A 21,916-nucleotide genomic window follows, 5' to 3' on the forward strand; every position below is an offset into this window, starting at 1 on the left:
ATTTTACGGCCAAGCTGAGTTGATTCATATCAGGATCAGATACTTTAACGCTTGTGCCGACAAAATAGTCACTAATTTTTATCTGTGGTTTTATAGCACAAGAAAGCTTACCAACCCATCTCTTTTTGCTCTTTCTCTGCATAGAGCGCTACCGTATAGGGATCCTGATGGATCAAAACATCGGCCCCCGGAAAGCTATCCATCAGCAGGTCTTCAACCCGATCCGATATTCTGTGGGCTTCAATCAGAGGAATATGATCCTCCATTTCCAGGTGTAACTGAATAAAGCGGGTTGGCCCGGACATGCGGGTACGTAGCTGGTGTATGCCCAACACACCATCCATTGACTCGCAGATGTTGCGGATTTGTTCCAGCTCCTCATCCGGCAACTGCCGGTCCAGCAAAGACTGTATTGCTTCACGGATCATCTTAAAGGCGTTATACAGAATAAACACCCCAATACCGATAGCGAATACGGCGTCAGCCTGCTTAACTCCGGCGGTTGAAAGCCCCAGGGCAATCATTATCGCCACATTCATATACAGGTCAGTCTGATAGTGCAGAGAATCCGCTGCAATAGCCTGGCTCCCGGTTTTACGCACCACATAGCGTTGAAACAGTACCAGACCAAAGGTCACCACAAAGGCAAATAAGCTGACATACACACCATATTCTGGTGAGGTCAGATCATGAGGGCGGAAAAAACGGTCGACCCCGTTCAGGATAAGAAAACACGCGGAGCCGGAAATAAACATGGTCTGAGCCAGAGCTGCCAGCGATTCAGCTTTACCGTGCCCGAATGTGTGCTCTTTATCTGCCGGCTGCAGGGCGTACCTGACCACCAGAAGATTCACTACCGAAGCGGCAATATCCAGCATAGAGTCGATCAGAGAAGCCAGTAAGCTCACGGAGCCGGTTATCCACCAGACACCAATTTTCACCACTAACAATAAGGTCGCGAGTCCTGTCGCAAGCCACGCCGCCAAAGAAACTAAACGTGCGTAATCCTTCATAATTCTGTCTGAGTTGTAAAAAATTTCCGTCGATTATACAGAAAAAGCAGCCCGAAAGCTGCTTTTGATTCAATACCTTTTTCTTTACCGGGCAAGTCATTACCAGCGTTTACCGCCTTTACCACCGTGCCCGCGCTGTCCCATACCCGCAGCACACTGCTCCAGACGCTGTGACTGCAACTCTTTGAGCTTGGCTTTCTGATCAGCAGTCAGGATACTCAGCATTTCATGTTGTGCCTGCATCCGGATCACTTGCTGTTCAGCGCGCTGCTCTGCCATTTGCTGGCTCATTTCTTTGGCCAACTGCATCGCTTTCGCTTCATCGAATTCATCAGATAACATAAGTTCCTGCATGGCTTTCTGGTGTTCTTCACGATATTCCTGACGCTCAGTTCTGCGGGTATCACGCTGCGCAAGACGGTCAGCACGTCTTGCCGTACGCAGATCCCGCAACTGTCCTAATTGCTCGTTAGTCAGATTCAGATCGTCCAGCATGCGTGGACCAAAACCACCGCTGCAGTAATCACCAGGACCACCCATAGCGCCACCGCCATTCGGGCCACCGAAAGCATACGCACTTGCAGTGCCAAGAGCGATAGGAAGAACAGCAACCGCTAATACGAGTTTTTTCATTGATTTCATAACAAGTTCCCTACTTTCACCTTGATTGGAGTAAGCTGTCTTCACAGCACTTGAGTATAGAATAGGCACTGGCAGGTAAAGCAACGTAAGCCCAGCGTAAAGATGTGTAAAGAGAAGAGATAACGTTAAATTTATTAGTAAGATCGACAATACTCATTGTGAGACTTCCTTATCGACCTTACCCGGCATGAAGGCAAAATCTTATGGCAAACATACTGTTAGTTGATGATGACACCGAGCTGACCAGTCTGTTAACAGACATTTTAAGCTTCGAGGGCTTTAACGTCACCGAAGCGAACACCGGAGAAGAAGGGCTGGCAGCCCTGACCGAAGAAACGGATCTTATCCTGCTGGATGTGATGATGCCGAAAATGAATGGTATGGAGATGCTGAAAAAGCTGCGGGAAAACTGGGAAACCCCAGTGCTGATGCTCACCGCCAAAGGGGAAGAGATTGATCGTGTGGTAGGCCTTGAGCTTGGGGCGGATGACTACCTGCCAAAGCCGTTCAGTGACAGAGAGTTGCTTGCCCGTATCCGGGCGATTCTTCGCCGGACCGGCAACCATAGTAACGGCAGCAAACACAGCGATCATCTCACCTTTATGGACATGACCGTCTATCCGGGCAAACAAGAAGCGTACTGCGGAGACACTCTGCTGGAACTCACCACAACAGAACTGGCGCTGCTGAGCCACTTTGTTCAGCACCCGGGAGAAAGCCTGACCAAAGAGACCCTGAGCCTGGATGTGCTCGGTAAACGACTGGCTCCGTTTGATCGCGCTATTGACATGCATGTGTCTAATCTGAGAAAGAAATTACCGGAACGTGCAGACGGGAAACCACGTATAAAAACACTCAGAGGACGAGGTTACCTGCTGATTGAGGAGCACTAAATGCGCCTGCCTAAAATCTCAAATCTTTATGGTCGTATTTTTGCGATTTTCTGGTTAACCATGCTGCTGGTTCTTCTGGCCGCACTGTCTGTGTCCAACTTTGACCCCAGAGAAACTCACACGATTGAACCACCGAGGCTGAAGGATCTCTACCGCCTGGCGGAGTTTACCGAAAAACGGTTTGCTCATTATCTGTCTGTAGACAGCGCCATACGGGATCTGAATCAGTGGCGACAACGTCGGGGTAGCGGCCGTGACCGAGATGATGACCAGCCTGAACTTTATTTTACCGATCTGAATGGGAACTTGCTGGGAACGATGCCCCGGCATATGAAAAGCAAGGCCATCCAGAATTTCATCACTCTGGTGGAAGACACCAGCGAACCGAAACAGAAGCTTTATGGTCAACTTATGGTGGCCGGCCCGATACCACTCAATCTCGCCGGTCAGCCCGTTCATATGTATATTTCTCACAAATGGCACCGACCCCCACCACTCTTGTTACTGGTACTGGATCGCCCGTTTCTGTTATTACTCATTGTCATGGTCATCAGTACGCCACTGCTGCTCTGGTTAGCCTGGGCACTGAGTCAACCGGCACGGCGTCTGGAGCGGGCAGCCCGACGAGTTGCAAAAGGAGAATTCGTGGAAGATCCGGATCTGGAACGGGGCAGCACCGAGTTTCGGGAAGCGGGAGCCGCGTTTAACCAGATGGTCACTGCCGTCAATAAAATGATCTCCGGTCAGCAACGGCTACTGTCCGATATCTCCCATGAGCTGCGTTCACCGCTTACCCGTCTGCGAATGGCGAATGCGCTGGCCACCCGTAAGCAGGGAGAAAGTGCCGAACTCACCCGGATAGACACCGAAGCAGAGAGGCTGGAAAAAATGATCAGTGAGCTGCTGGAACTGTCCAGAATGCAGGTCAACAGCCATCATGAAAGAGAAATAATGACGGCAGAAGAACTATGGGGTGATATAGCAGAAGACGCGAAATTTGAAGCGGAACAGGTGAATAAACAGCTGATCTATTCCGCGATTCCAGACTGCACTCTGCAGGGTAATCCAAACCTGCTGATGAGCGCGGTGGAGAATATTATCCGTAATGCGATCCACTACAGTCAGGATCGCATTCAGGTCACCTTTACCCGGCAGGACTGTGAACTGTTGATCAGCGTCGAGGACAATGGCGAAGGAGTACCGGAAGATGAATTGGAAGATATCTTCCGCCCGTTTTACCGGGTTTCAACCGCCAGAGACCGCCATTCCGGAGGGGCCGGACTGGGGCTGGCGATAACGGAAAGTGCGGTTCGCCAGCACAGCGGAACCATCAAAGCGTCCCGCTGTGACTTAGGCGGTCTGAAATTGCTGATTAAACTGCCCCTGCAAAACCAAGCTGACGCCAGGCCTCAAAAGCAATAATCGCAACGGCATTAGACAGATTCAGACTGCGGCTGTCAGGCATCATAGGAATGCGGATACGCTGCTCCATCGGCAGACTTTCAATCAGATCAGCGGGAAGCCCACGGGTTTCCGGCCCGAACATTAACACATCACCCTCACGGAAAGCGGCATCCACATGATGCCCTGTCGTCTTGGTGGTACAGGCAAAAATGCGGAATTCCCCTTCCCGCTCGTTTTTCAGGTACTGCATAAACGCATCCAGATTCTTATGCCGGCGCACACGAGCCATATCATGGTAATCCAGCCCCGCTCGTCTGACCTTCTTCTCTTCCAGATCAAACCCCAATGGTTCAATCAGATGCAGATTGGCACCACAGTTGGCACACAAGCGGATAATATTGCCGGTATTCGGGGCAATTTCAGGTTCAAACAGAGCGATATCAAGCATAAAACGGAAGCCAGGAAATAAATGTTGGCAAGAGTATACCGGATACTCCTGCCAGAGGTGAAAGATGTTTTTTGCGGATTAGGCGAACAGGTTAATTGAGTTTGTTATTGTCTTTATCGTCATCTTTACGCTCAAACTCCCCCTCGAAGGTATTGCCCTCTTCGGAAGAAAACGGATTGTCCCGTCCGGGTCGAGAGTGAAAATGCTCTGAGGTGAAACCGCCCTGCGCATGAAAACCGTTCCCCATACTTTTGACGACCACTTTCGTCATCAGGTACTTCGCTAGCATGGCTCTGGGTACCGGTAATAAGACCACCATCCCCATTGCATCAGTCATAAAGCCCGGCGTGAGTAACAGCACACCGGATACCGCCAGCATCACCCCTTCAAGAATTTGCTGTGCCGGCATCTCGCCATGACGTAAACGGTTCTGTACCGACATCAGCGTTTGCAGGCCCTGGCTCCGGACCAGAGAGGCACCGACAAATGCAGTCAGCAGAACCAGACCTATGGTTGGCCACAGGCCCAAAATATCGCCTACCTGAATAAACAGACCAATTTCAATAATCGGCACACAGATAAACAGAATCAGTAAAATCGGAAACACATGTCCTCCTCGTGGTTGTTCATCCAGTGTAAGGGGAATCGGATTTTTATTAAATCTGATTATGGTAAATTTGTGTCAACTCATCGAATTTACCGATATGCTAGAATTCATTTAATTATCGACATATTCGTTAGCGAGTTTCATTATGCGCCGTTTTTTCTTCGTTCTTCTGCTTGGGCTCGTCACTGCATCTATTCCCGCTTATGCCGTGTTCGAAAATAACAGCCAGGCATTCGGCAATAGCGACTCAGAATTTGTCACTGTGGATCAGGCGTTCCCCCTGATTGTCGATCAAAATGACCATCAGCTATTTATTAGCTGGGATGTACAGCCAGGCTACTACCTGTATCAGGATAAGATATCGATTTCGGCCGATAAAGCGCAGTTAGGTGACATACAGCTGCGCGATGGAACGCCTTATCACGATGAATTTTTCGGTGACGTCAATATCTATACCGAGCCTCTGTATCTTGAGGTCACCCTGCTATCCGCCAGTGACGGCGCACAACTGTTTATCCAGTATCAGGGCTGCGCTAAAGCCGGGTTCTGTTACCCACCGGAAACCCGTACCTTTCCCTTAACCCCGGTCACACCGGTCGCACTGCCAGACTCGACGTCACCAACTGACAAAGCACAAGAAGCCAACAGCAACCAAGCACGCATAGTGACAGAGCAGGCTTCTCTGGCTGAACAACTACAGAAGAGTGCGTGGACCCCGCTGCTGTTTTTACTGCTGGGTGTAGGACTCGCGTTTACCCCCTGTGTTTTCCCTATGTACCCTATCCTGACCAGCATTGTTCTGGGGGCTGGTAAACTCAGTCATAGCCGTGCCTTAGGCTTATCCTTTGTCTACGTACAAGGCATGGCACTGACCTATACATTGCTTGGATTAATCGTGGCCTCCGCGGGACTGCAGTTCCAGGCGGCACTACAACACCCTTATGTCCTGATCGGACTGAGTCTGCTGTTTATACTGCTCGCCCTGTCTATGTTTGGTCTGTACACCATCCAGCTACCCGCGGCGCTTCAGACACGGCTCAATAACCTGAGCAACCGTCAGCATGGCGGCCATCTGTCTGGCGTATTTCTGATGGGGGCGATATCCGGGCTGGTCTGCTCTCCATGCACCACGGCTCCACTCTCGGGGGCGCTGCTGTATGTCGCGCAAAGCGGGGATCTGCTTACCGGGGGCATTGCTCTTTATGCTTTAGGGCTGGGCATGGGCATTCCTCTAATTCTCGTGGCGGTCTTCGGTAATCAATTGCTTCCCAAAGCCGGTGACTGGATGGAACGAGTCAAAATTCTGTTTGGCTTTATCCTGCTCGCTGCTCCCGTTTACCTGCTGGAACGTCTTCTTTCTGAAAACTGGTCTGTCACACTCTGGTCGCTGCTGGGCATTTCCGCATTCGGCTGGCTTTATCACGCCAAAAACAGTCTGGAATTCGGTGGCTGGAAACAGAGCCTGCTCGGTATTATTGCGGTATTGGGGCTGTTAGGCTCCGCCATGCCGTTGTATCAGACCTGGTTCAGCTCACCGGTGGCCACAGCGGAAAACTCCATTCAATTCCAGAGAGTCCATAATGTCGCAGAGCTGGAACAGCAACTGCAACTGGCCAAAAAGGCCGGAAAACCCGTCATGCTGGACTTCTACGCCGACTGGTGTGTGGCCTGTATCGAGTTTGAAAAATACACCTTTCCCGCACCGGAAGTCCGCTCCAGCCTGAGTGGATATGTCCTTCTGCAGGCGGATGTCACTGACAATACACCTGAAGATATTGAACTGTTTAAGCGCCTTAACATCATTGGGTTACCGACCATCGACTTCTGGGGCCGCAACGGGGAATATCACCCGGATGCCAGGGTAACCGGCTATATGGACGCAGCAGAGTTCAGCACCCATTTACAACGCCTTGACGCTCAGTAGAATGATTCCCGTCAAATATGTGACTTTATTCACATCAACCTCATAAATAGCCTTTATCATGCATAAGTCCTCAAGCGAAGAAAGTAAGAAGCCTTATGCATTCATTGATAAAAGAGATACGAGCCATCGCCCAAACCGGTCTGCACTATGTGCAGGACCCTTTTGACAAAGAGCGCTATGAACGACTGGCCGCCATCAGCCATGAGCTGTACGCCATGTACAGTCAAGCCGACCTTAAGACGATCGAACACTTCTTCTTTCCGGACAAAGGCTACGCCACACCAAAGGTCGATCTGCGTTGCTGCATTATCAAAGAGGGTAAGGTACTGCTGGTCAAAGAAAAGTCGGACGGAAAATGGACCATGCCCGGAGGCTGGGCCGATCAGAACGAAGCCCCGCTGGAAGGTATCACGCGTGAAGTGCAGGAAGAAGCCGGTTATACCATCAAAAACTGTCGCCTGTATGCCGTCAAGGATCGGGACAGTCACCCTTATACACCGAAGTTTCCTACTACCATCTATAAGCTGTTTTTTGTGGCGGAGGCCGGTAACGGGCACTTTACGGAAAACACGGAAATATCCGAGTTAGGTTTTTTCTCACCCGAGCAGCTGCCAGAGCTGTCGGAAGATCGGATCCTTGCGGAGGATATCACCGCGGGTTTTAACGCCATTAACCAGCCGGTGATAAGCGTTTCTGTCGATTAGCGTCTCTGTCGATTAAAAGCGATTAGAAATAACGGCCCGTTTAACGGGCCTCCTTAATGGCCTGAGTCTTCACAGAGGTCTTGGCCGGTTCCAGCCGGATAAACAGAGCCAGAGCCCCCATTATCGCCATCCCCCAGAACATCGAGCCCCCCCAGCGCTCAAACCCCCAGCCGCTTATCGTGGTGATCAGAGCCATAACCGCCCCGAGAGGTATTGCGTTATACAGTGCCTGAAGAGGAACCATCCGATTTTCCGGTACACTCTGGATATAACGAATAGCGGCAATATGTGCGATAGCAAACGTCACAGCATGCAGCATCTGAACCAGAGCCAGTGCCCATAAATCCGTTGTTGTCGCAGTGAGTGTCCAGCGTACTATCACGCCTAACGACGCCGCCAAAAACATCATCCGCATGCTCCAGCCGGCTAATAATTTTTTACTGGTCGCAAACAGGAGGATTTCTGCAATCACACCCAGGCTCCATAAATACCCGATGATATCTTCAGAGTATCCCGCGCCTTTCCAATAGATTGAGCTGAAACTGTAGTAAGTGGCATGACTGCCCTGGATCAGAGAAACCAGAACCAAAAAACGCAGTACTTCTTTATCCATCAGCAAGGCCAGTAGTTTGGGCCTTTCCGTCGTCTCATCACCGTCAGAAACCGGGGCTGGATGAGGAAGACGCATCGACAACAACAGAGAGACCGCTGTACCGGCCAGCGCCGTCCAGACAATCGCCTCAGAACCAAACTGAGCGACCAGATAGCCAACGGCACTGGAGCCTGCGATAAAAGCAATCGACCCCCACAATCTGGTACGTCCGTAGTCCAGCACATTCAGCTTAGAGTAATAGTTCGCCATCGCATCAGACAGCGGAATGGCCGGACCACAGCAGAGGTTATACAACACGGTCGCCAGAAGCATCAGCCAGAAGTTTCCACCAAGCACAAAGTGAAAAGCGATAAACAGCACAGACCCCAGGCTCAGCCAACGCAGGGCCGGGATCAAATATTCAACCTTATGTAACCTGGGCGTGATAACCAGGTTAGAAACACAGCGCGTAGCAAAGCTCACACCGATCAGAATACCGATATTCGCTGCCGATACGCCCTGCCCTTCATACCAGAGTCCCCAGAATGGAATATAAACACCATAAGAGAAGAAGAAACCGAGAAAATACTGAGAAATCCATGCGTAAGGAGAGGGAGACAGCATAAACACATCCTGATGACAAAACAGACAGAAAACGGCGCTATTATGCGCCTGTTTGTCGGGTGAAAAAAGGGAATAACACGGAAAAATGGTTTCCTCGTTCCCCATAAGCATACTCTGCCAGAGAAACAGGCTGGCTTGTTACCTGCATTTGCTTAGGAGGGATAAACAAAATGTTAACCGTGCTGCAAATCAGAAACATTCCCCATGGTGATTAGACCAGTAAATTGCTGCTATTTGCTGTGATTTATCTATAATCGTCAGTTAATTTGATTATTGATGAAATTTTGACTAGAATTTTGTCACAGTTCTTCAAGCAATAACTGTTATACATTGTTATAACCACGTTTAACGGAGATAGCTTCAAATGCCTGCAAAATCACGCATTCTGCTTCTGAATGGTCCCAATTTAAATTTGTTAGGTGTTCGAGAGCCGGGGCACTACGGCTCCCAGACTCTGGATCAGATCGTAAGTGATCTTGAAACACTGGCGGCAAAATCCGGAGCAGAACTGACGCATTTACAGTCAAACCGGGAATATGAATTAATAGAAGCGATTCATCAGGCCCATAATAATATCGATTTCATCATAATCAACCCAGCCGCCTTTACCCATACCAGTGTTGCCATTCGTGATGCATTGCTGGGTGTCGCGATTCCGTTTATCGAAGTACACCTGTCAAATGTTCACGCTCGGGAGCCTTTCCGCCATCACTCTTATCTGTCCGATAAAGCAGTGGGCGTTATCTGTGGGTTAGGAGCCAAAGGGTACCAATTTGCCTTAACGGCGGCTATTGAGCAACTAGCCGTTTTAAAGTAAGTCTCGGTGATAAAGCACGCTACAGCCCTGCGACCAGCCGATACAAAAAAAAGTAAGAACGAACTAATCTCATTCTCCTCTGTCAGAGTGGGAATGACTCACGAAATAAAGAGAAAGACACTATGGATATCCGTAAAATTAAAAAGCTTATCGAATTAGTAGAAGAATCTGGTATCGCCGAGCTTGAAATCTCTGAAGGTGAAGAGTCGGTACGTATCAGCCGCTCCGGAACTCCAGCTCCAGTAGCCCCGATGCAATATGCAGCACCGGCTCCAGTTGCACCAGCGGTAGCACCGGCTCCGGTTGAAGCACCAGCGGCAGCGGCACCTGAAGCACCAGCAGAACCTGCTGGTCATAAGGTTCTTTCTCCAATGGTCGGTACTTTCTACCGTTCACCAAGCCCGGATGCAAAATCATTCGTTGAAATTGGTCAGACAGTGAATGTTGGCGATACTCTGTGTATCGTAGAAGCCATGAAAATGATGAACCAAATCGAAGCAGATAAGGCTGGCGTAGTGACTGCCATTCTGGTTGAAGATGGTCACCCTGTTGAGTTCGATCAGCCTCTTGTTGTTATCGAATAATAGGGGTTCATCATATGTTAGATAAATTAGTCATCGCAAACCGTGGCGAGATCGCGCTGCGGATTCTGCGTGCATGTAAAGAGCTGGGTATTAAGACGGTTGCGGTTCACTCAACTGCCGACCGCGACCTGAAACACGTCCTGCTGGCGGATGAATCTATCTGTATCGGCCCGGCACGTGGTATCGACAGCTACCTGAACATTCCCCGCATCATTTCAGCAGCAGAAGTCACCGGTGCGGTTGCCATCCACCCGGGTTACGGTTTCCTGTCTGAAAACGCAGACTTTGCCGAACAGGTTGAGCGCAGCGGCTTTATTTTTGTTGGCCCTAAAGCGGAAACAATCCGCATGATGGGTGACAAAGTTTCGGCTATCACTGCGATGAAAAAAGCGGGTGTACCTTGTGTACCGGGCTCTGACGGACCACTGAACGACGACCCTGATGCCAACCGCGCTCACGCAAAACGTATCGGCTATCCGGTTATCATCAAAGCGTCCGGTGGTGGCGGCGGCCGTGGTATGCGTGTCGTACGCAGTGAAGCGGATCTTGTCGAAGCGATCGCAATGACGCGTGCGGAAGCAAAAGCGGCTTTCAACAACGACATGGTTTACATGGAAAAATTCCTGGAAAACCCTCGTCACGTCGAAGTTCAGGTGATTGCTGACGGTCAGGGCGGCGCTATCCACCTGGGCGAACGTGACTGCTCTATGCAGCGCCGTCACCAGAAAGTGGTGGAAGAAGCTCCGGCTCCGGGCATTACCGAAGAGATGCGTAAATACATCGGTGAGCGCTGTACCCGTGCCTGTATCGAAATCGGCTACCGTGGTGCCGGTACGTTCGAATTCCTGTACGAAAACGGTGAGTTCTACTTTATTGAAATGAACACCCGTATTCAGGTTGAACACCCAGTAACAGAAATGGTTACCGGCGTGGATCTGATCAAAGAGCAGCTGCGTGTTGCGGCAGGTCAGCCGTTATCCTTCACTCAGAACGATATCAAGATCCACGGTCATGCTATTGAATGCCGTATCAACGCAGAAGACCCTGAGCGCTTCCTGCCTTGTCCGGGTAAAATCGAGCGCTTCCACTCACCAGGTGGTATGGGCGTTCGCTGGGAATCTCACATCTACACAGGCTACACAGTACCGCCGCATTATGATTCCATGATCGGTAAACTGATCACCTACGGTGAAAACCGCGATGTGGCGATTGCCCGCATGAAAAACGCACTGGGAGAGATGATCGTAGAAGGTATCAAAACCAACGTACCTCTGCAGCAGGACATCATGAACGACGAAAGCTTCCAGCACGGTGGAGCCAATATCCACTACCTGGAAAAGAAACTGGGCTTACAATAAGTAACCCGTTTCGGCGTTGAATATAAGGATGGAGATACCCTTATCTCCATCCTTTTTTATTCCTTCTTGCCCGACTTCTGCTACACTCCCCCACAAATTTTAACCATTCAAACCGAGAGTTTTCCCATGCCCTGGATTCAAATCAAACTCAATGCCACTGATGCTAATGCAGAATCAATCGGCGATATGCTGATGGAAGAGACCGGCGCACTGTCCGTCACCTTTCTGGATGCCAAAGATACCCCAGTATTTGAGCCCATGCCGGGAGAGACGCGTCTTTGGGGGGAAACGGATATCGTAGCCCTCTATGATGCTGAAATCGATACAGCGCTGGTTTTAGAGCAAATTAAAGCCTCCAATATGCTGGACAACAATTTTGCTTACAAAGTTGAACAGCTGGAAGACAAAGACTGGGAACGCGAATGGATGGAAAACTTCCACCCGATGAAATTTGGCGAGCGTCTGTGGATCTGCCCTAGCTGGCGAGATGTGCCTGATCCGGATGCGGTTAACGTGATGCTAGACCCTGGCCTGGCCTTTGGTACCGGCACCCACCCGACCACCTCCCTGTGCCTGGAGTGGCTGGAAGGGCTGGACCTGAACGGCAAAACCGTGATCGACTTCGGCTGTGGCTCAGGCATCCTGGCTATTGCCGCCATCAAACTCGGCGCGGCAAAGGTCATCGGTATTGATATTGACCCGCAGGCAATCATCGCGTCCAAAGACAATGCCGGCCGCAACGGGGTTGCTGATCAGCTGGAACTGTACCTGCCTCAGGATCAGCCTGCGGATTTACAGGCAGATGTCGTGGTCGCCAACATTCTTGCCGGTCCATTACGTGAACTGTCCGGGGTGATCAAAGGCCTCATAAAGCCTGAAGGCCTGTTGGCCATGTCCGGCGTACTGGACACACAGGCAGAAGATGTGGCGAATTACTATCGTGACGACCTGCAGGTTGACCCGATTGTTGAAATGAAAGAATGGTGCCGAATCTCAGGACAGAAGAAGGCCTGATTCTCTTCCGCAATAGGATTCCACGGCTAATTGACTGAAAAACATACAATTTAAAAAACAAATTGTAAAATGCTCAAAAATTAGTCTTTTCACGCACCAAAAAAATGCGTAAAATGCGCGCCCTTGCTGGTATAGAAGTATATTGCTGTTTTGAAGATCGGAAACTATCAACTTAAGAACAACCTGATTGTTGCACCCATGGCTGGTGTCACCGATCGACCATTTCGAGAGTTGTGTCTCCGGTATGGTGCGGGTATGGCGGTCAGCGAAATGATGTCCTCCAATCCGCGTCTGTGGAAAACATCAAAATCAAAGCAACGCATGGTACATGAAGGCGAATCGGGCATTCGTTCGGTACAGATTGCGGGCGCAGATCCTCAGCTGATGGCTGAGGCAGCACAACACAGCGTTGAGAACGGTGCGCAAATCATCGATATCAACATGGGTTGTCCGGCTAAAAAGGTGAATAAGAAGCTGGCTGGCTCAGCACTGCTTCAATACCCGGAAATCATCAAACAGATTCTGACCGCGGTAGTGGAAGCGGTGGAGGTTCCGGTTACTCTGAAAACCCGTACCGGCTGGAACACAGACAATAAAAACTGTGTTGAAATAGCAAAAATGGCCGAAGACTGCGGCATACAGGCACTGGCTTTGCACGGGCGAACCAGAACCTGCATGTACAAAGGCGAGGCAGAATACGACAGCATTAAAGCCGTCAAAGCTGCGATATCTATCCCTGTCATCGCCAATGGCGATATCGACAGCCCGGAGAAAGCGCAGCACGTACTGGATTACACTGGTGCCGATGCTTTAATGATAGGCCGCCCGGCCCAGGGGCGACCATGGATTTTCCAGGAAATCCGTCACTATTTGGAAAACGGCACCAAAATGCCTGAACTTCCTCCCGAGGAAGTGAAAGGTATTTTGCTTGGTCATGTTCAGGAGCTTCACCAGTTTTATGGTGAATATCTGGGCCCCCGCATTGCTCGTAAGCATGTGGGCTGGTATCTGCAAGAACATGAGCAGGCAAAAGAATTTCGCCGTACCTTCAACGCGATTGACGCTGCTAATCAGCAACTCGACGCGCTGCAGGGTTATTTTGAAAATGTTTCATAATTACGAGAAGAGCTAGACAGAATATGTTCGAACAAAACCTGACTTCCGAACCACTAACAGTAACTACTGTAACGTCTCAAGATCAAATCACTCAGAAGCCACTACGTGACTCCGTAAAAGCGTCTCTGAAAAACTATCTTGCTCAGTTAAATGGTCAGGACGTCAATGACCTGTACGAACTAGTATTGGCTGAAGTTGAACAACCACTACTAGACACCATCATGCAATACACCCGTGGTAACCAGACACGTGCAGCAACTATGATGGGTATCAACCGTGGTACTCTGCGTAAGAAGCTAAAAAAATACGGCATGAACTAAAATAAATTTTTATTTATTGATTTTAAAGGGCTTAATGGGAAACCATTGAGCCCTTTTATTTTATGGTTACACACAAAGAAAAATCATCTGGATAACAACAGGGCTGTTTCCAGGCGGGGAAAATGGTGAGTTTGAGTGGAAACTCAAACAATCTTTGCTATTTTTTAATATCTCTTTTAGCCTGTTTTATTCGCTAGCCACTCCAAGCGTACCCCCTGAACGCACTAATTGAGGAGTTACATCATGCTGTCAGTTTTCATCAAGGTAATAATCTTATTACGGAAATTCTATTGTGATAAACGAGGTGTAACTTCAATTGAATATGCAATTCTCGGTATAGGAATTGCCACTATAGTTTCTATAGTCTTCAATAATGATGTTCTACAAGATGCCTTGACTAATGCTTTAAATAACATAGGCAACTCTATTCAATCGGCAGGTTAATTAGCAAACACAGGGTTCCACTTAGCCAGTAACAGGGTTTGCCATAGCCTGCCCATCTTGCAATTTAGATTTAAAAACCAGAATTGGGCTGCGTTAAGAACTCGGCTTCTTCTGCGGTGGATTTCCGCCCCAGGATAGCGTTTCGGTGCGGGTAGCGGCCAAACCTGTCGATGATAGCCTTATGCCTTAGTTCGAAATCCAGATAAGTTTCGTTACCCAGAGATTCGTACAGACGGACCGCCTGCCCATGAATGACAGCCGACTCACTGTGCATGAAAGGTAAGTACAAGAAGCTACGCTGGGTCGGAGGCAGCTCTGCATCAAACCTTCTTGCGATAGCAAATTGAGCCAGCGTTAACGCTTGTGGGTCACTGGCAAACGCTTCCGGTCTGTCACGATAAATATTGCGGGAGAACTGATCCAGAATGATGACTTCCGCAAGGCTGCCTGCTGCCGTATCCCGCCACTCATAGAGCTCCCCGGCTCTGGCTTGCTTATGTAATGCTCCGAATCGCTGTAAAATTTCGGAATCAAATGCCTTATCTTTTTGCCACCACAGACTGGCATCGATTTCAGTAAACCAAAACTTTATAACCCCCTGATACATCATTCCTCCTTACCATCACCCGTCACGCGATAACAATGTCTGCTCGTCATAAGGTCACGGCTGAGTATGCTGATATTCATAAGTATATACGGATATCAGGCGATGGCTGCTTCAATTTTCATATGCCAACTGCGAATAATAAATAGTCCTCATACTCAAAATTTGAGATAGTTAGTCGTATTGATAAGAAACCCAACATGAGGCACGACTTTCTGTATATATCGTGTTGTGTGCCCCCCGTTAGCTCAGCACTGAAGAGTAGTATTTCATCAACCAGAGCAGAGCAGCTTTTTGATTTCTTGCATGAATGCTGTTTATGGAATTGACAATAATATGAATAAATTTAAATTACAGATCATCTCTGCTTTAAGTACCGTCATTATTCTGATTGTACTGACCATAGTGTCTTTAAGTTACCACTCATTCAAAAGTGAAAGTGTGGCTCTCACAAAAGAGATTCTGCGCGAGAAGAATCAAACCGTAAAAGCCGATCTTTACGGCAGGCTTCACCATTATCAAAACATTCTCTCATCCATAAAGGCGTCTGATGCGGATATTCACGGAGATACGTTATCTGCCGGTCTGATCTCCAGGCTACAGGCCCTTGTTGATATTCAGAGTAATGCCAGTGACGGGGTTTACCTGTTAAACAAAAACGGGACGCTCTATAACGCTCAAGGTGAGCGACTTGATACCAATGCCAAAAGCCAGAACCTTTCCTACTACGATGCGCTGTTCAATCAGGGGAAAACCTTTTTTGTCTCAGAAATTCACCGTTCACTGGCATCCGGCTCCAGCGTCGTAAGCGTTGCCTACCGGATTAATCCAGACCTCGCCGTACTGTCTGATATCCATGCAGAAGCGATCTTCAGTGACATCCTCAAACGTAAAGATATTCTGCTGTATTCCGCAGACGGTACATTACTTATAGGACAATACCCCGAATTAATCGGCAAAAATATTTATAACTACCGACCTATGTATAGGCAGTTTAACCAGAATAATCCTGAACTGTCGTACAGTGCGGAAGTGGATGGTGAGCAGACGGACTTTACAGCATTCTGGGGGGAATTAGAGATCAGCGGCTGGCAATACATTAGCTATGTGAAAGACAGCATCATCGAGAAGGATGCAAACGAACAACTGTTCGATTCTTTTATCATCGGCGTGGTCAGTTTAATTGCCAGCATCATTTTCCTGCTATTTATACTGAAAAAACTGGTGCTAACGCCTGTTGGCGGCGCTCCGGATGACATTGCCTCATTGATGGAGACCATGGCAAAAGGTGACTTGCGTAAGGACCTGGAACGAACAGGAGAAGAAACCGGCATATACCTTTCGTTACTCAACTTATCGAGTCAGCTAAGAACGCTGATTCAAAACTCTCACAACATCTCGCAAAACGTGTCATCCGCGGCTCAGGAACTCAATGTCGTGATGAGTGATACCTTGCAGAATGTTCAGTATGAGCAATCTCAGGTTGAGCAAATTGCCACGGCAATCAATGAGCTGTCAGTCACCTCACAGGAAGTGAGTGATAAAGCGGCGCTGGCGGAAGAAGAAACCCGAAAAAGCCAGCACAATGTGGACAATGGCAAGGTCACTCTGGATAACAACATTGCTCTGACCAATGAAATCAGAGACTCTTTTGCCGATACCGCCAAACTGATTGAAGACCTCCGGCAATTTGCCGTGGAAATCGGCTCGGTAACAGAAGTCATTAATACGATTTCTGAACAGACGAATCTGCTGGCCTTAAACGCGGCAATCGAGGCCGCCCGGGCCGGTGAAGCCGGCCGGGGTTTTGCTGTGGTCGCCGATGAGGTCAGAGGCCTGGCGTCTAAAACTCAACAGTCGACCGTCAGCATTCAGGACATCATCAGTAAACTGCAGGAACAGTCAGAAAAAGTGAACAGTAACATGGCTCAGAATGTTGAATTAATCCAAGAGTCCGTGATTCAGGCTGGCAATATTCAGTCGTCGTTTGAAGAAATTTCGGCGGCAGTCGTCGCGATATCCGAAATTAATACTCTGGTTGCCACCGCTTCGCAGCAACAGTTCAGTGTTACGGAAGAGATTTCTAAAAATACCACTCAGGCTTCCGATCTTGTGCAGCAAAATGCTTCTGCGGTGAATCAGACATTGCAGGCTTCTTCTGAACTGGCTCAACTTGCGGAAACACAGGAAGAAGAGTTGTCGTTCTTTAAAGTCTGATCCTTCATTCTTCGAGTCATTAAAGCCAGGATTTCAAGCGCTGAGACCTGGCTTCATTTATTGATGAAAGTCACCACTCGGTGCTTACCGGTAAAATCGGTGCTAATTTTTACCATAAACTTTGCGTCTCAGCCAGGCAAGGCCACACAGAAGACCCAGGCTTATCCCTCCGACAGGGCCGCCACCAGAAGAAGAGCTGCTTGATGTCGTTACAGGAGGCTCGGCAAAAATATCATAAGAGAAAGAAGGCGCTGGCTCTGTATAATCGGTGATGATGCCTGTTATCCAGCTAAGCTGACTGCTCACCTGAGTGTAAACATCCGGATATTGAGTCATGGCACATTGCTCCGTTGGACCAAAGCTTACCAGCCCGGCCAGCCGGTAGCCTTTATCCGCATCGGACGCATTGTTTTTATTTTGCCAGACCAGAGGGCCTCCTGAATCACCATTACAGGCACCTTCAGAGTCTGCGCTGTTGGCACAAAGAAAATAAGCCGATATGCCACTGCTGGACACACCCCATGCATCAGCGCAAGCATCGTCGCTGACCCCATCCAACAGTACTTTCATTAAATCTGTTGAAGAGGCTGTTCTGTCAGCGTTTGTGTAACCCCATCCGGATAAAAACAGATTATCACTGGTTGCAAGGTCGAACTCTAAATCCGCCTCCGCTTGCTCACTAACCGACATGAGCTTGATCGGCTGAGCCGGGGAAGCGATGGAATGGGCCAGCTCCAGAATCGCAATATCGTTAATCGATGTGCTGCTACTGTAACCGGGGTTTACCGTCATAGTACTGACGGCAATAGTCTGCATCGATAAACTGGTTAGATCACTTGAACCGACATATACGGTTATCTGGCTGGCCGAATATCCCTCGACACAATGTGCTGCCGTTAATACCCATTTATCGGCAATAATCGTCCCACCACAGGCATACTCTGCAATCGTAATATAAGCCTGCCAGGGCACCTCTGACTCACTGGCCTGAGTGCCATTCACCACATAGGTCGTAAATGACGTCGCGATGGCCTGAGCACAGACCAAAAGCCCCCCGAGAAAAAACGCTAACTGTTTCTTTTTCATATGCCAATATTCTTTACTTATTTTTAGGATGTCCGGACTTGAACCTTTGAAGTAGCTAAGAACAATTATGCATCAGATTCTTACAATTGCTAACGTCTAATGCCAGCGAATGCAAAATCAGAATCAAAAACGAGAAACCATGCAGAAAGATGAGTGATAACTTATAAAAAGAAAAAACCAGCGGGAGAAAAAAGAGCGCCACTAAGGACGCTCCGGTTCTTGCTGGATTGGTCCGCTTACGGATTAATGAAGTTCCGGCCAGAACGCTTTGTTGGCTTCAACCAGATCATCCAGAATGGATTTAGCAACAGATGCACTTGGTACGGTCTTAGACAAAGTGATGGCCTGCCATAGTTTCTGATACGATTTTTCCGTCCAGGCTTCCGCGACCAGTTTCTCAACCGACACCTGCTGGCTCATCATGCCATGCTGAAACTGCGGAATACTACCGACTCTCAGAGGCTCTGGCCCGTTACTGCCAACCAGACACGGAATTTCCACCATAGCAGTGGAATCAAAGTTCTCAATTGCCCCTTGGTTTTCCACAATCAGTAACATACGCTCTTTGGTATTGAAAGCGATAGCTCTGGCCAGGTCCACAATGTAGGAAGCGTGCTCATCTACCTCCAGTTCACAGCCTTCGCTATTCCCCAGCTCAATGATCTTGCGGCACTCAGTGAAGACCTGTTTTTCCCGGTTATCCATCACTTCATTTGCTCGCGTATATTCCGGGTTCGAATGCTCAACCACATAGTCAGGGAATAGGTAATATTTCAGATACGTATTTGGCAGTGTTTCCGGATCCAGAGCGTACACATCTTTTGCCTTAGCAAAGGTGTCATTCCAGCTGGCTTCAACATGCTGACCACCTTCCGGGTTTGGCGGCACATAGCCGTTCTTGCTGACATACTCTTTCAGAGCCGGCATCATATCTGCGCCGTTTTTATCCGTAATGCTCTTCCACCAGCCAAAGTGGTTCAGCCCGTAGTACATCACTTCCAGCTCTTTACGCGATTCCATGCCCAGAATATTCGCCATGCGGTTTTCGATGCCGATCGGCATATCACAGATGTTCAGGATTTTGCTGTCCGGACACAGTACCCGGGTCGCCTCAGCCACAATTGCAGCCGGGTTGGAGTAGTTAAGCATCCAGGCGTTCGGTGAGTATTTCTCCATATACTTCACCAGCTCCAGAACACCACCAATGGAACGCATACCGTAAGCAATACCACCGGGGCCACAGGTTTCCTGACCAACCACACCATACTTAAGCGGGATTTTTTCATCCAGCTCACGCATCGGATATTTGCCTACACGAATATGTGCCATCACAAAGTCCACATCGGTAAAGGCCACTTCCGGATCCGTGGTATAAGTAAATTCAATTTGTGGTGCCTTTTCTTTTAACAGTACTTTACATGCCTCAGCGACAATTTCCTGTCTGGCTCCGTCGTTATCGTAAAACTTAAGGCTGCGGATCGGGAAACGGTCCAGGTTGTCCAGCAACATTAACACAATGCCAGGGGTGAATGTGCTGCCGCCACCGGCAACCAATACAGAATGCTTTTTCATTTCTATCTCCATTGAAATATTAGTAACTAAGTTTTTAAAATTTTTACTTTACTCATTGATCTTAATTAAGCTGTAACTGCTACAGGGTTATCCATCAGGTTTTCCATGCGGTCCCGCACTTGAGAAACCGACAATCCGATAATGATCTGGATGGCGTCCTTATTACGGACCACGCCGTGAGCACCGGACTGGTGAAATACTGAATCCGTCAGCAGTAGGCTTGGATCTTTTACACTGATACGCAAACGGGTAGCGCAGTTATTGATTTCCGTAATATTGTCCATACCGCCTAGAGCCTCCAGTAACTGTAGAGCCTGGATATCACGCGGATCTTCAGCAGTTTCACTTCCATTCGGCTGGTCATTTTTGCGGTTGCGGTATTCGGCCTTGGAAACCAGCTTGATCTCCTCCTCATCAGCGACCCGACCCGGTGTTTTTACGTCGAAGCGCACAATCAGGTACTTAAAGGTGACGAAATAGATGGCGGTGAAACCAAAACCAACCAACAATTGCGTTACCATCATCATCGAGTGGTTCTCAAACATCGGTAGCCAGTTCATCGCAGTAATTTCCAGCAAGCCGCCGCCCATATTGCCAACAACACCGCACATAAACATCACTGCGGCCATCGTTGCAGCGAGCAGAGCGTGAATGCCGAAAAGGTAAGGAGCAACAAACAAGAAGGTGAATTCCAGTGGTTCAGTGATCCCCACCAAAACAGCGGTGAGCGCCGCAGGGATCAATAGGCCTTGAACTTTATGTTTGTTCTCCGGTGCAGCGGTAGCAATCATCGCAGCGGCAATACCGATGGCACCAAACATCTTTGAATTACCATGCAGCGCAAAGCCACCTTGTGGAAACTGTTCGATCAGAGGCTGGGTGGATTGATCGAACTCGCTAATATGTTGCAGCCAGTAGGCCTGAATGCCCCCTTCTACCGCCGCAGGCCCGAAAATGAAAGGGCCATAAATAAAGTGATGCAGTCCAGTTGGGATCAGAATGCGTTCCAAAAAGGTATAAAGCCAAACGCCAAATGCACCGGCATCACTCAGGAATACTTGAAGGGCTCCAATTCCGCTCTGCACTTGCGGCCAGATCATGGCAGTCAGAAACGCCAACGGCAGCATAGCAACAAAGCCGATCATAGTGACAAACGCCGCGCCCTGAAAGATGCCCAGATAATCAGGAAGTCGCTTGTCAAAGTAACGGTTGTGGATATAGGTCACGACTGCTGCGATGAAGATAGCACCGACAATACTGGTATCCAGAGTTTTCACCCCGGCAATCATAGTCAAACCACTAATCCCACCAATCGGCTGGCTGAAGTCCACACCAAAGTTTGCTCCCCAGGTTGTCAAAATGGCAGCGATGTAATAGTTAAATGTCATATATGACACTATTACAGCCATACAGGCTCGGGCCTGTGCTGTTTTTGCCAGACCAATCGGTAAACCAATGGCAAACAGAATTGGCATATTGCGAAATACCGTCCAGGCACCTTCCTGAACAACCATCCACAGCTTGAACCAGAGTGTGTCTGGATCCGCTAACGAGCCCATCAGGCTTGGGTTGGTAAACAGGATTGAAATACCCGCCACAATCCCGGCAAATGGGAACAAGAGCACGGGAGTAAACATCGCCCCCCCGAATCGTTGTAGTGCTTTTATCATATCTATAATCTCTATCTTAGTTTTTGTTTCACTCAATTTTTATATTCAAATTGATTCGATGTGCCGGCATGGACACAGTAGGCAATTTAGTTTTCCCAAAACATCGAAAGGTACATGCTTCGTGACCGGCATCACTTTTGCGTTTTTCTCTCTTTTGTATATATAACCCTTAAAAATTAGACAACATTAGAGTTACCAGACAAAAATTTAATTTTAAAAATTTGAAAATAAACAGAAACAAACTAAAATAGAGATGTATAATT

At 48.6% G+C, this 21,916-nt stretch carries 20 protein-coding genes; 11 read left to right on the plus strand and 9 right to left on the minus strand.

Annotation, left to right across the window (positions count from 1 at the left end; translation table 11 throughout):
- Nucleotides 1-107: 107 nt before the first annotated feature.
- Together fieF and DI392_RS09740 are read right to left on the minus strand one after the other, a co-directional pair.
- On the minus strand, nucleotides 108-1,016 hold the full coding sequence (fieF, locus tag DI392_RS09735) for a CDF family cation-efflux transporter FieF (RefSeq protein ID WP_109319715.1): 909 nt from the start codon (nucleotides 1,014-1,016) through the stop codon (nucleotides 108-110).
- 96 nt (nucleotides 1,017-1,112) lie between these two features.
- On the minus strand, nucleotides 1,113-1,655 hold the full coding sequence (locus DI392_RS09740) for a CpxP family protein (RefSeq protein WP_109319716.1): 543 nt from the start codon (nucleotides 1,653-1,655) through the stop codon (nucleotides 1,113-1,115).
- A gap of 203 nt (nucleotides 1,656-1,858) precedes the next feature.
- Here DI392_RS09740 and DI392_RS09745 point away from each other — a divergent pair, with 203 nt between their 5' ends.
- Entirely contained in the window at nucleotides 1,859-2,548 is a 690-nt protein-coding gene (locus DI392_RS09745; RefSeq protein ID WP_109319717.1) for a response regulator, read from the plus strand.
- Nucleotides 2,549-3,970: an envelope stress sensor histidine kinase CpxA gene (cpxA, locus tag DI392_RS09750; RefSeq protein WP_109319718.1), complete on the plus strand. Its 1,422-nt coding sequence runs from the start codon at nucleotides 2,549-2,551 to the stop codon at nucleotides 3,968-3,970.
- Here the strand turns inward: cpxA and trmL are convergent.
- A complete protein-coding gene (trmL, locus tag DI392_RS09755) occupies nucleotides 3,921-4,400 on the minus strand; it encodes a tRNA (uridine(34)/cytosine(34)/5-carboxymethylaminomethyluridine(34)-2'-O)-methyltransferase TrmL (protein ID WP_109319719.1) in 480 nt (159 codons plus the stop codon). The genes cpxA and trmL overlap by 50 nt on opposite strands.
- Before the next feature lie 91 nt (nucleotides 4,401-4,491).
- Nucleotides 4,492-5,007, minus strand: coding sequence for an FxsA family protein (locus DI392_RS09760; RefSeq protein WP_109319720.1), 516 nt, complete (start codon nucleotides 5,005-5,007; stop codon nucleotides 4,492-4,494).
- A gap of 145 nt (nucleotides 5,008-5,152) precedes the next feature.
- Here DI392_RS09760 and DI392_RS09765 point away from each other — a divergent pair, with 145 nt between their 5' ends.
- Together DI392_RS09765 and DI392_RS09770 are read left to right on the plus strand one after the other, a co-directional pair.
- Nucleotides 5,153-6,931: a protein-disulfide reductase DsbD gene (locus tag DI392_RS09765; protein ID WP_109319721.1), complete on the plus strand. Its 1,779-nt coding sequence runs from the start codon at nucleotides 5,153-5,155 to the stop codon at nucleotides 6,929-6,931.
- A gap of 95 nt (nucleotides 6,932-7,026) precedes the next feature.
- Nucleotides 7,027-7,635, plus strand: coding sequence for an NUDIX hydrolase (locus DI392_RS09770; protein ID WP_109319722.1), 609 nt, complete (start codon nucleotides 7,027-7,029; stop codon nucleotides 7,633-7,635).
- Nucleotides 7,636-7,675: 40 nt separating this feature from the next.
- Here DI392_RS09770 and DI392_RS09775 read toward each other — a convergent pair whose 3' ends face one another.
- Nucleotides 7,676-8,851 (minus strand): 3-phenylpropionate MFS transporter, encoded by a 1,176-nt coding sequence (locus DI392_RS09775; RefSeq protein ID WP_109319770.1) that lies wholly within the window; start codon nucleotides 8,849-8,851, stop codon nucleotides 7,676-7,678.
- Nucleotides 8,852-9,215: 364 nt separating this feature from the next.
- On the opposite strand from DI392_RS09775, the gene aroQ reads away from it, so the two are divergent.
- The 6 genes from aroQ to fis all read left to right on the plus strand — a co-directional run bounded on the left by aroQ (nucleotide 9,216) and on the right by fis (nucleotide 14,060).
- Nucleotides 9,216-9,668, plus strand: a complete 453-nt coding sequence (gene aroQ, locus DI392_RS09780) for a type II 3-dehydroquinate dehydratase (RefSeq protein ID WP_109319723.1) — start codon at nucleotides 9,216-9,218, stop codon at nucleotides 9,666-9,668.
- Between the two features lie 122 nt (nucleotides 9,669-9,790).
- The gene (gene accB / locus DI392_RS09785; RefSeq protein ID WP_109319724.1) at nucleotides 9,791-10,252 is read left to right on the plus strand and encodes an acetyl-CoA carboxylase biotin carboxyl carrier protein; all 462 of its coding nucleotides are present in this window, start codon (nucleotides 9,791-9,793) and stop codon (nucleotides 10,250-10,252) included.
- Nucleotides 10,253-10,266: 14 nt separating this feature from the next.
- Nucleotides 10,267-11,610, plus strand: coding sequence for an acetyl-CoA carboxylase biotin carboxylase subunit (accC, locus tag DI392_RS09790; protein WP_109319725.1), 1,344 nt, complete (start codon nucleotides 10,267-10,269; stop codon nucleotides 11,608-11,610).
- A gap of 126 nt (nucleotides 11,611-11,736) precedes the next feature.
- The gene (prmA, locus tag DI392_RS09795) at nucleotides 11,737-12,624 is read left to right on the plus strand and encodes a 50S ribosomal protein L11 methyltransferase (RefSeq protein WP_109319726.1); all 888 of its coding nucleotides are present in this window, start codon (nucleotides 11,737-11,739) and stop codon (nucleotides 12,622-12,624) included.
- Between the two features lie 150 nt (nucleotides 12,625-12,774).
- Nucleotides 12,775-13,740: a tRNA dihydrouridine synthase DusB gene (gene dusB, locus DI392_RS09805; protein ID WP_109319727.1), complete on the plus strand. Its 966-nt coding sequence runs from the start codon at nucleotides 12,775-12,777 to the stop codon at nucleotides 13,738-13,740.
- Nucleotides 13,741-13,763: 23 nt separating this feature from the next.
- The gene (gene fis / locus DI392_RS09810; protein WP_100801072.1) at nucleotides 13,764-14,060 is read left to right on the plus strand and encodes a DNA-binding transcriptional regulator Fis; all 297 of its coding nucleotides are present in this window, start codon (nucleotides 13,764-13,766) and stop codon (nucleotides 14,058-14,060) included.
- 514 nt (nucleotides 14,061-14,574) lie between these two features.
- Here fis and DI392_RS09820 read toward each other — a convergent pair.
- Complete coding sequence (locus DI392_RS09820) at nucleotides 14,575-15,111, minus strand: DUF924 family protein (protein ID WP_109319729.1); 537 nt, start codon at nucleotides 15,109-15,111, stop codon at nucleotides 14,575-14,577.
- Between the two features lie 333 nt (nucleotides 15,112-15,444).
- Here DI392_RS09820 and DI392_RS09825 point away from each other — a divergent pair, with 333 nt between their 5' ends.
- A complete protein-coding gene (locus DI392_RS09825; RefSeq protein ID WP_109319771.1) occupies nucleotides 15,445-17,325 on the plus strand; it encodes a methyl-accepting chemotaxis protein in 1,881 nt (626 codons plus the stop codon).
- A gap of 102 nt (nucleotides 17,326-17,427) precedes the next feature.
- On the opposite strand, the gene DI392_RS09830 is transcribed toward DI392_RS09825, so the two are convergent.
- From DI392_RS09830 to DI392_RS09840, 3 genes are all read right to left on the minus strand, one after another.
- The gene (locus DI392_RS09830) at nucleotides 17,428-18,411 is read right to left on the minus strand and encodes a S1 family serine peptidase (RefSeq protein WP_109319730.1); all 984 of its coding nucleotides are present in this window, start codon (nucleotides 18,409-18,411) and stop codon (nucleotides 17,428-17,430) included.
- Between the two features lie 243 nt (nucleotides 18,412-18,654).
- The gene (locus DI392_RS09835; protein ID WP_109319731.1) at nucleotides 18,655-19,983 is read right to left on the minus strand and encodes a 6-phospho-alpha-glucosidase; all 1,329 of its coding nucleotides are present in this window, start codon (nucleotides 19,981-19,983) and stop codon (nucleotides 18,655-18,657) included.
- Between the two features lie 65 nt (nucleotides 19,984-20,048).
- Nucleotides 20,049-21,653: an alpha-glucoside-specific PTS transporter subunit IIBC gene (locus DI392_RS09840; protein ID WP_109319732.1), complete on the minus strand. Its 1,605-nt coding sequence runs from the start codon at nucleotides 21,651-21,653 to the stop codon at nucleotides 20,049-20,051.
- Between the last annotated feature and the right edge of the window lie 263 nt (nucleotides 21,654-21,916).

Source organism: Vibrio albus (assembly GCF_003144035.1).
In the GTDB taxonomy this organism is placed as follows: Bacteria; Pseudomonadota; Gammaproteobacteria; order Enterobacterales; family Vibrionaceae; genus Vibrio; species Vibrio albus.

Excerpts from the sequence above, each read along its gene's own strand:
- DI392_RS09745 (WP_109319717.1), top strand. The coding sequence starts at position 1,859 with ATGGCAAACATACTGTTAGTTGATGATGACACCGAGCTGACCAGTCTG.
- aroQ (WP_109319723.1), top strand. The coding sequence starts at position 9,216 with ATGCCTGCAAAATCACGCATTCTGCTTCTGAATGGTCCCAATTTAAAT.
- accC (WP_109319725.1), top strand. The coding sequence starts at position 10,267 with ATGTTAGATAAATTAGTCATCGCAAACCGTGGCGAGATCGCGCTGCGG.
- fis (WP_100801072.1), top strand. The coding sequence starts at position 13,764 with ATGTTCGAACAAAACCTGACTTCCGAACCACTAACAGTAACTACTGTA.
- cpxA (WP_109319718.1), top strand. The coding sequence starts at position 2,549 with ATGCGCCTGCCTAAAATCTCAAATCTTTATGGTCGTATTTTTGCGATT.
- DI392_RS09775 (WP_109319770.1), bottom strand. The coding sequence starts at position 8,851 with ATGCTGTCTCCCTCTCCTTACGCATGGATTTCTCAGTATTTTCTCGGT.
- DI392_RS09770 (WP_109319722.1), top strand. The coding sequence starts at position 7,027 with ATGCATTCATTGATAAAAGAGATACGAGCCATCGCCCAAACCGGTCTG.
- DI392_RS09830 (WP_109319730.1), bottom strand. The coding sequence starts at position 18,411 with ATGAAAAAGAAACAGTTAGCGTTTTTTCTCGGGGGGCTTTTGGTCTGT.
- accB (WP_109319724.1), top strand. The coding sequence starts at position 9,791 with ATGGATATCCGTAAAATTAAAAAGCTTATCGAATTAGTAGAAGAATCT.
- trmL (WP_109319719.1), bottom strand. The coding sequence starts at position 4,400 with ATGCTTGATATCGCTCTGTTTGAACCTGAAATTGCCCCGAATACCGGC.
- DI392_RS09840 (WP_109319732.1), bottom strand. The coding sequence starts at position 21,653 with ATGATAAAAGCACTACAACGATTCGGGGGGGCGATGTTTACTCCCGTG.
- DI392_RS09835 (WP_109319731.1), bottom strand. The coding sequence starts at position 19,983 with ATGAAAAAGCATTCTGTATTGGTTGCCGGTGGCGGCAGCACATTCACC.
- prmA (WP_109319726.1), top strand. The coding sequence starts at position 11,737 with ATGCCCTGGATTCAAATCAAACTCAATGCCACTGATGCTAATGCAGAA.
- DI392_RS09765 (WP_109319721.1), top strand. The coding sequence starts at position 5,153 with ATGCGCCGTTTTTTCTTCGTTCTTCTGCTTGGGCTCGTCACTGCATCT.
- DI392_RS09825 (WP_109319771.1), top strand. The coding sequence starts at position 15,445 with ATGAATAAATTTAAATTACAGATCATCTCTGCTTTAAGTACCGTCATT.
- DI392_RS09740 (WP_109319716.1), bottom strand. The coding sequence starts at position 1,655 with ATGAAATCAATGAAAAAACTCGTATTAGCGGTTGCTGTTCTTCCTATC.
- DI392_RS09820 (WP_109319729.1), bottom strand. The coding sequence starts at position 15,111 with ATGTATCAGGGGGTTATAAAGTTTTGGTTTACTGAAATCGATGCCAGT.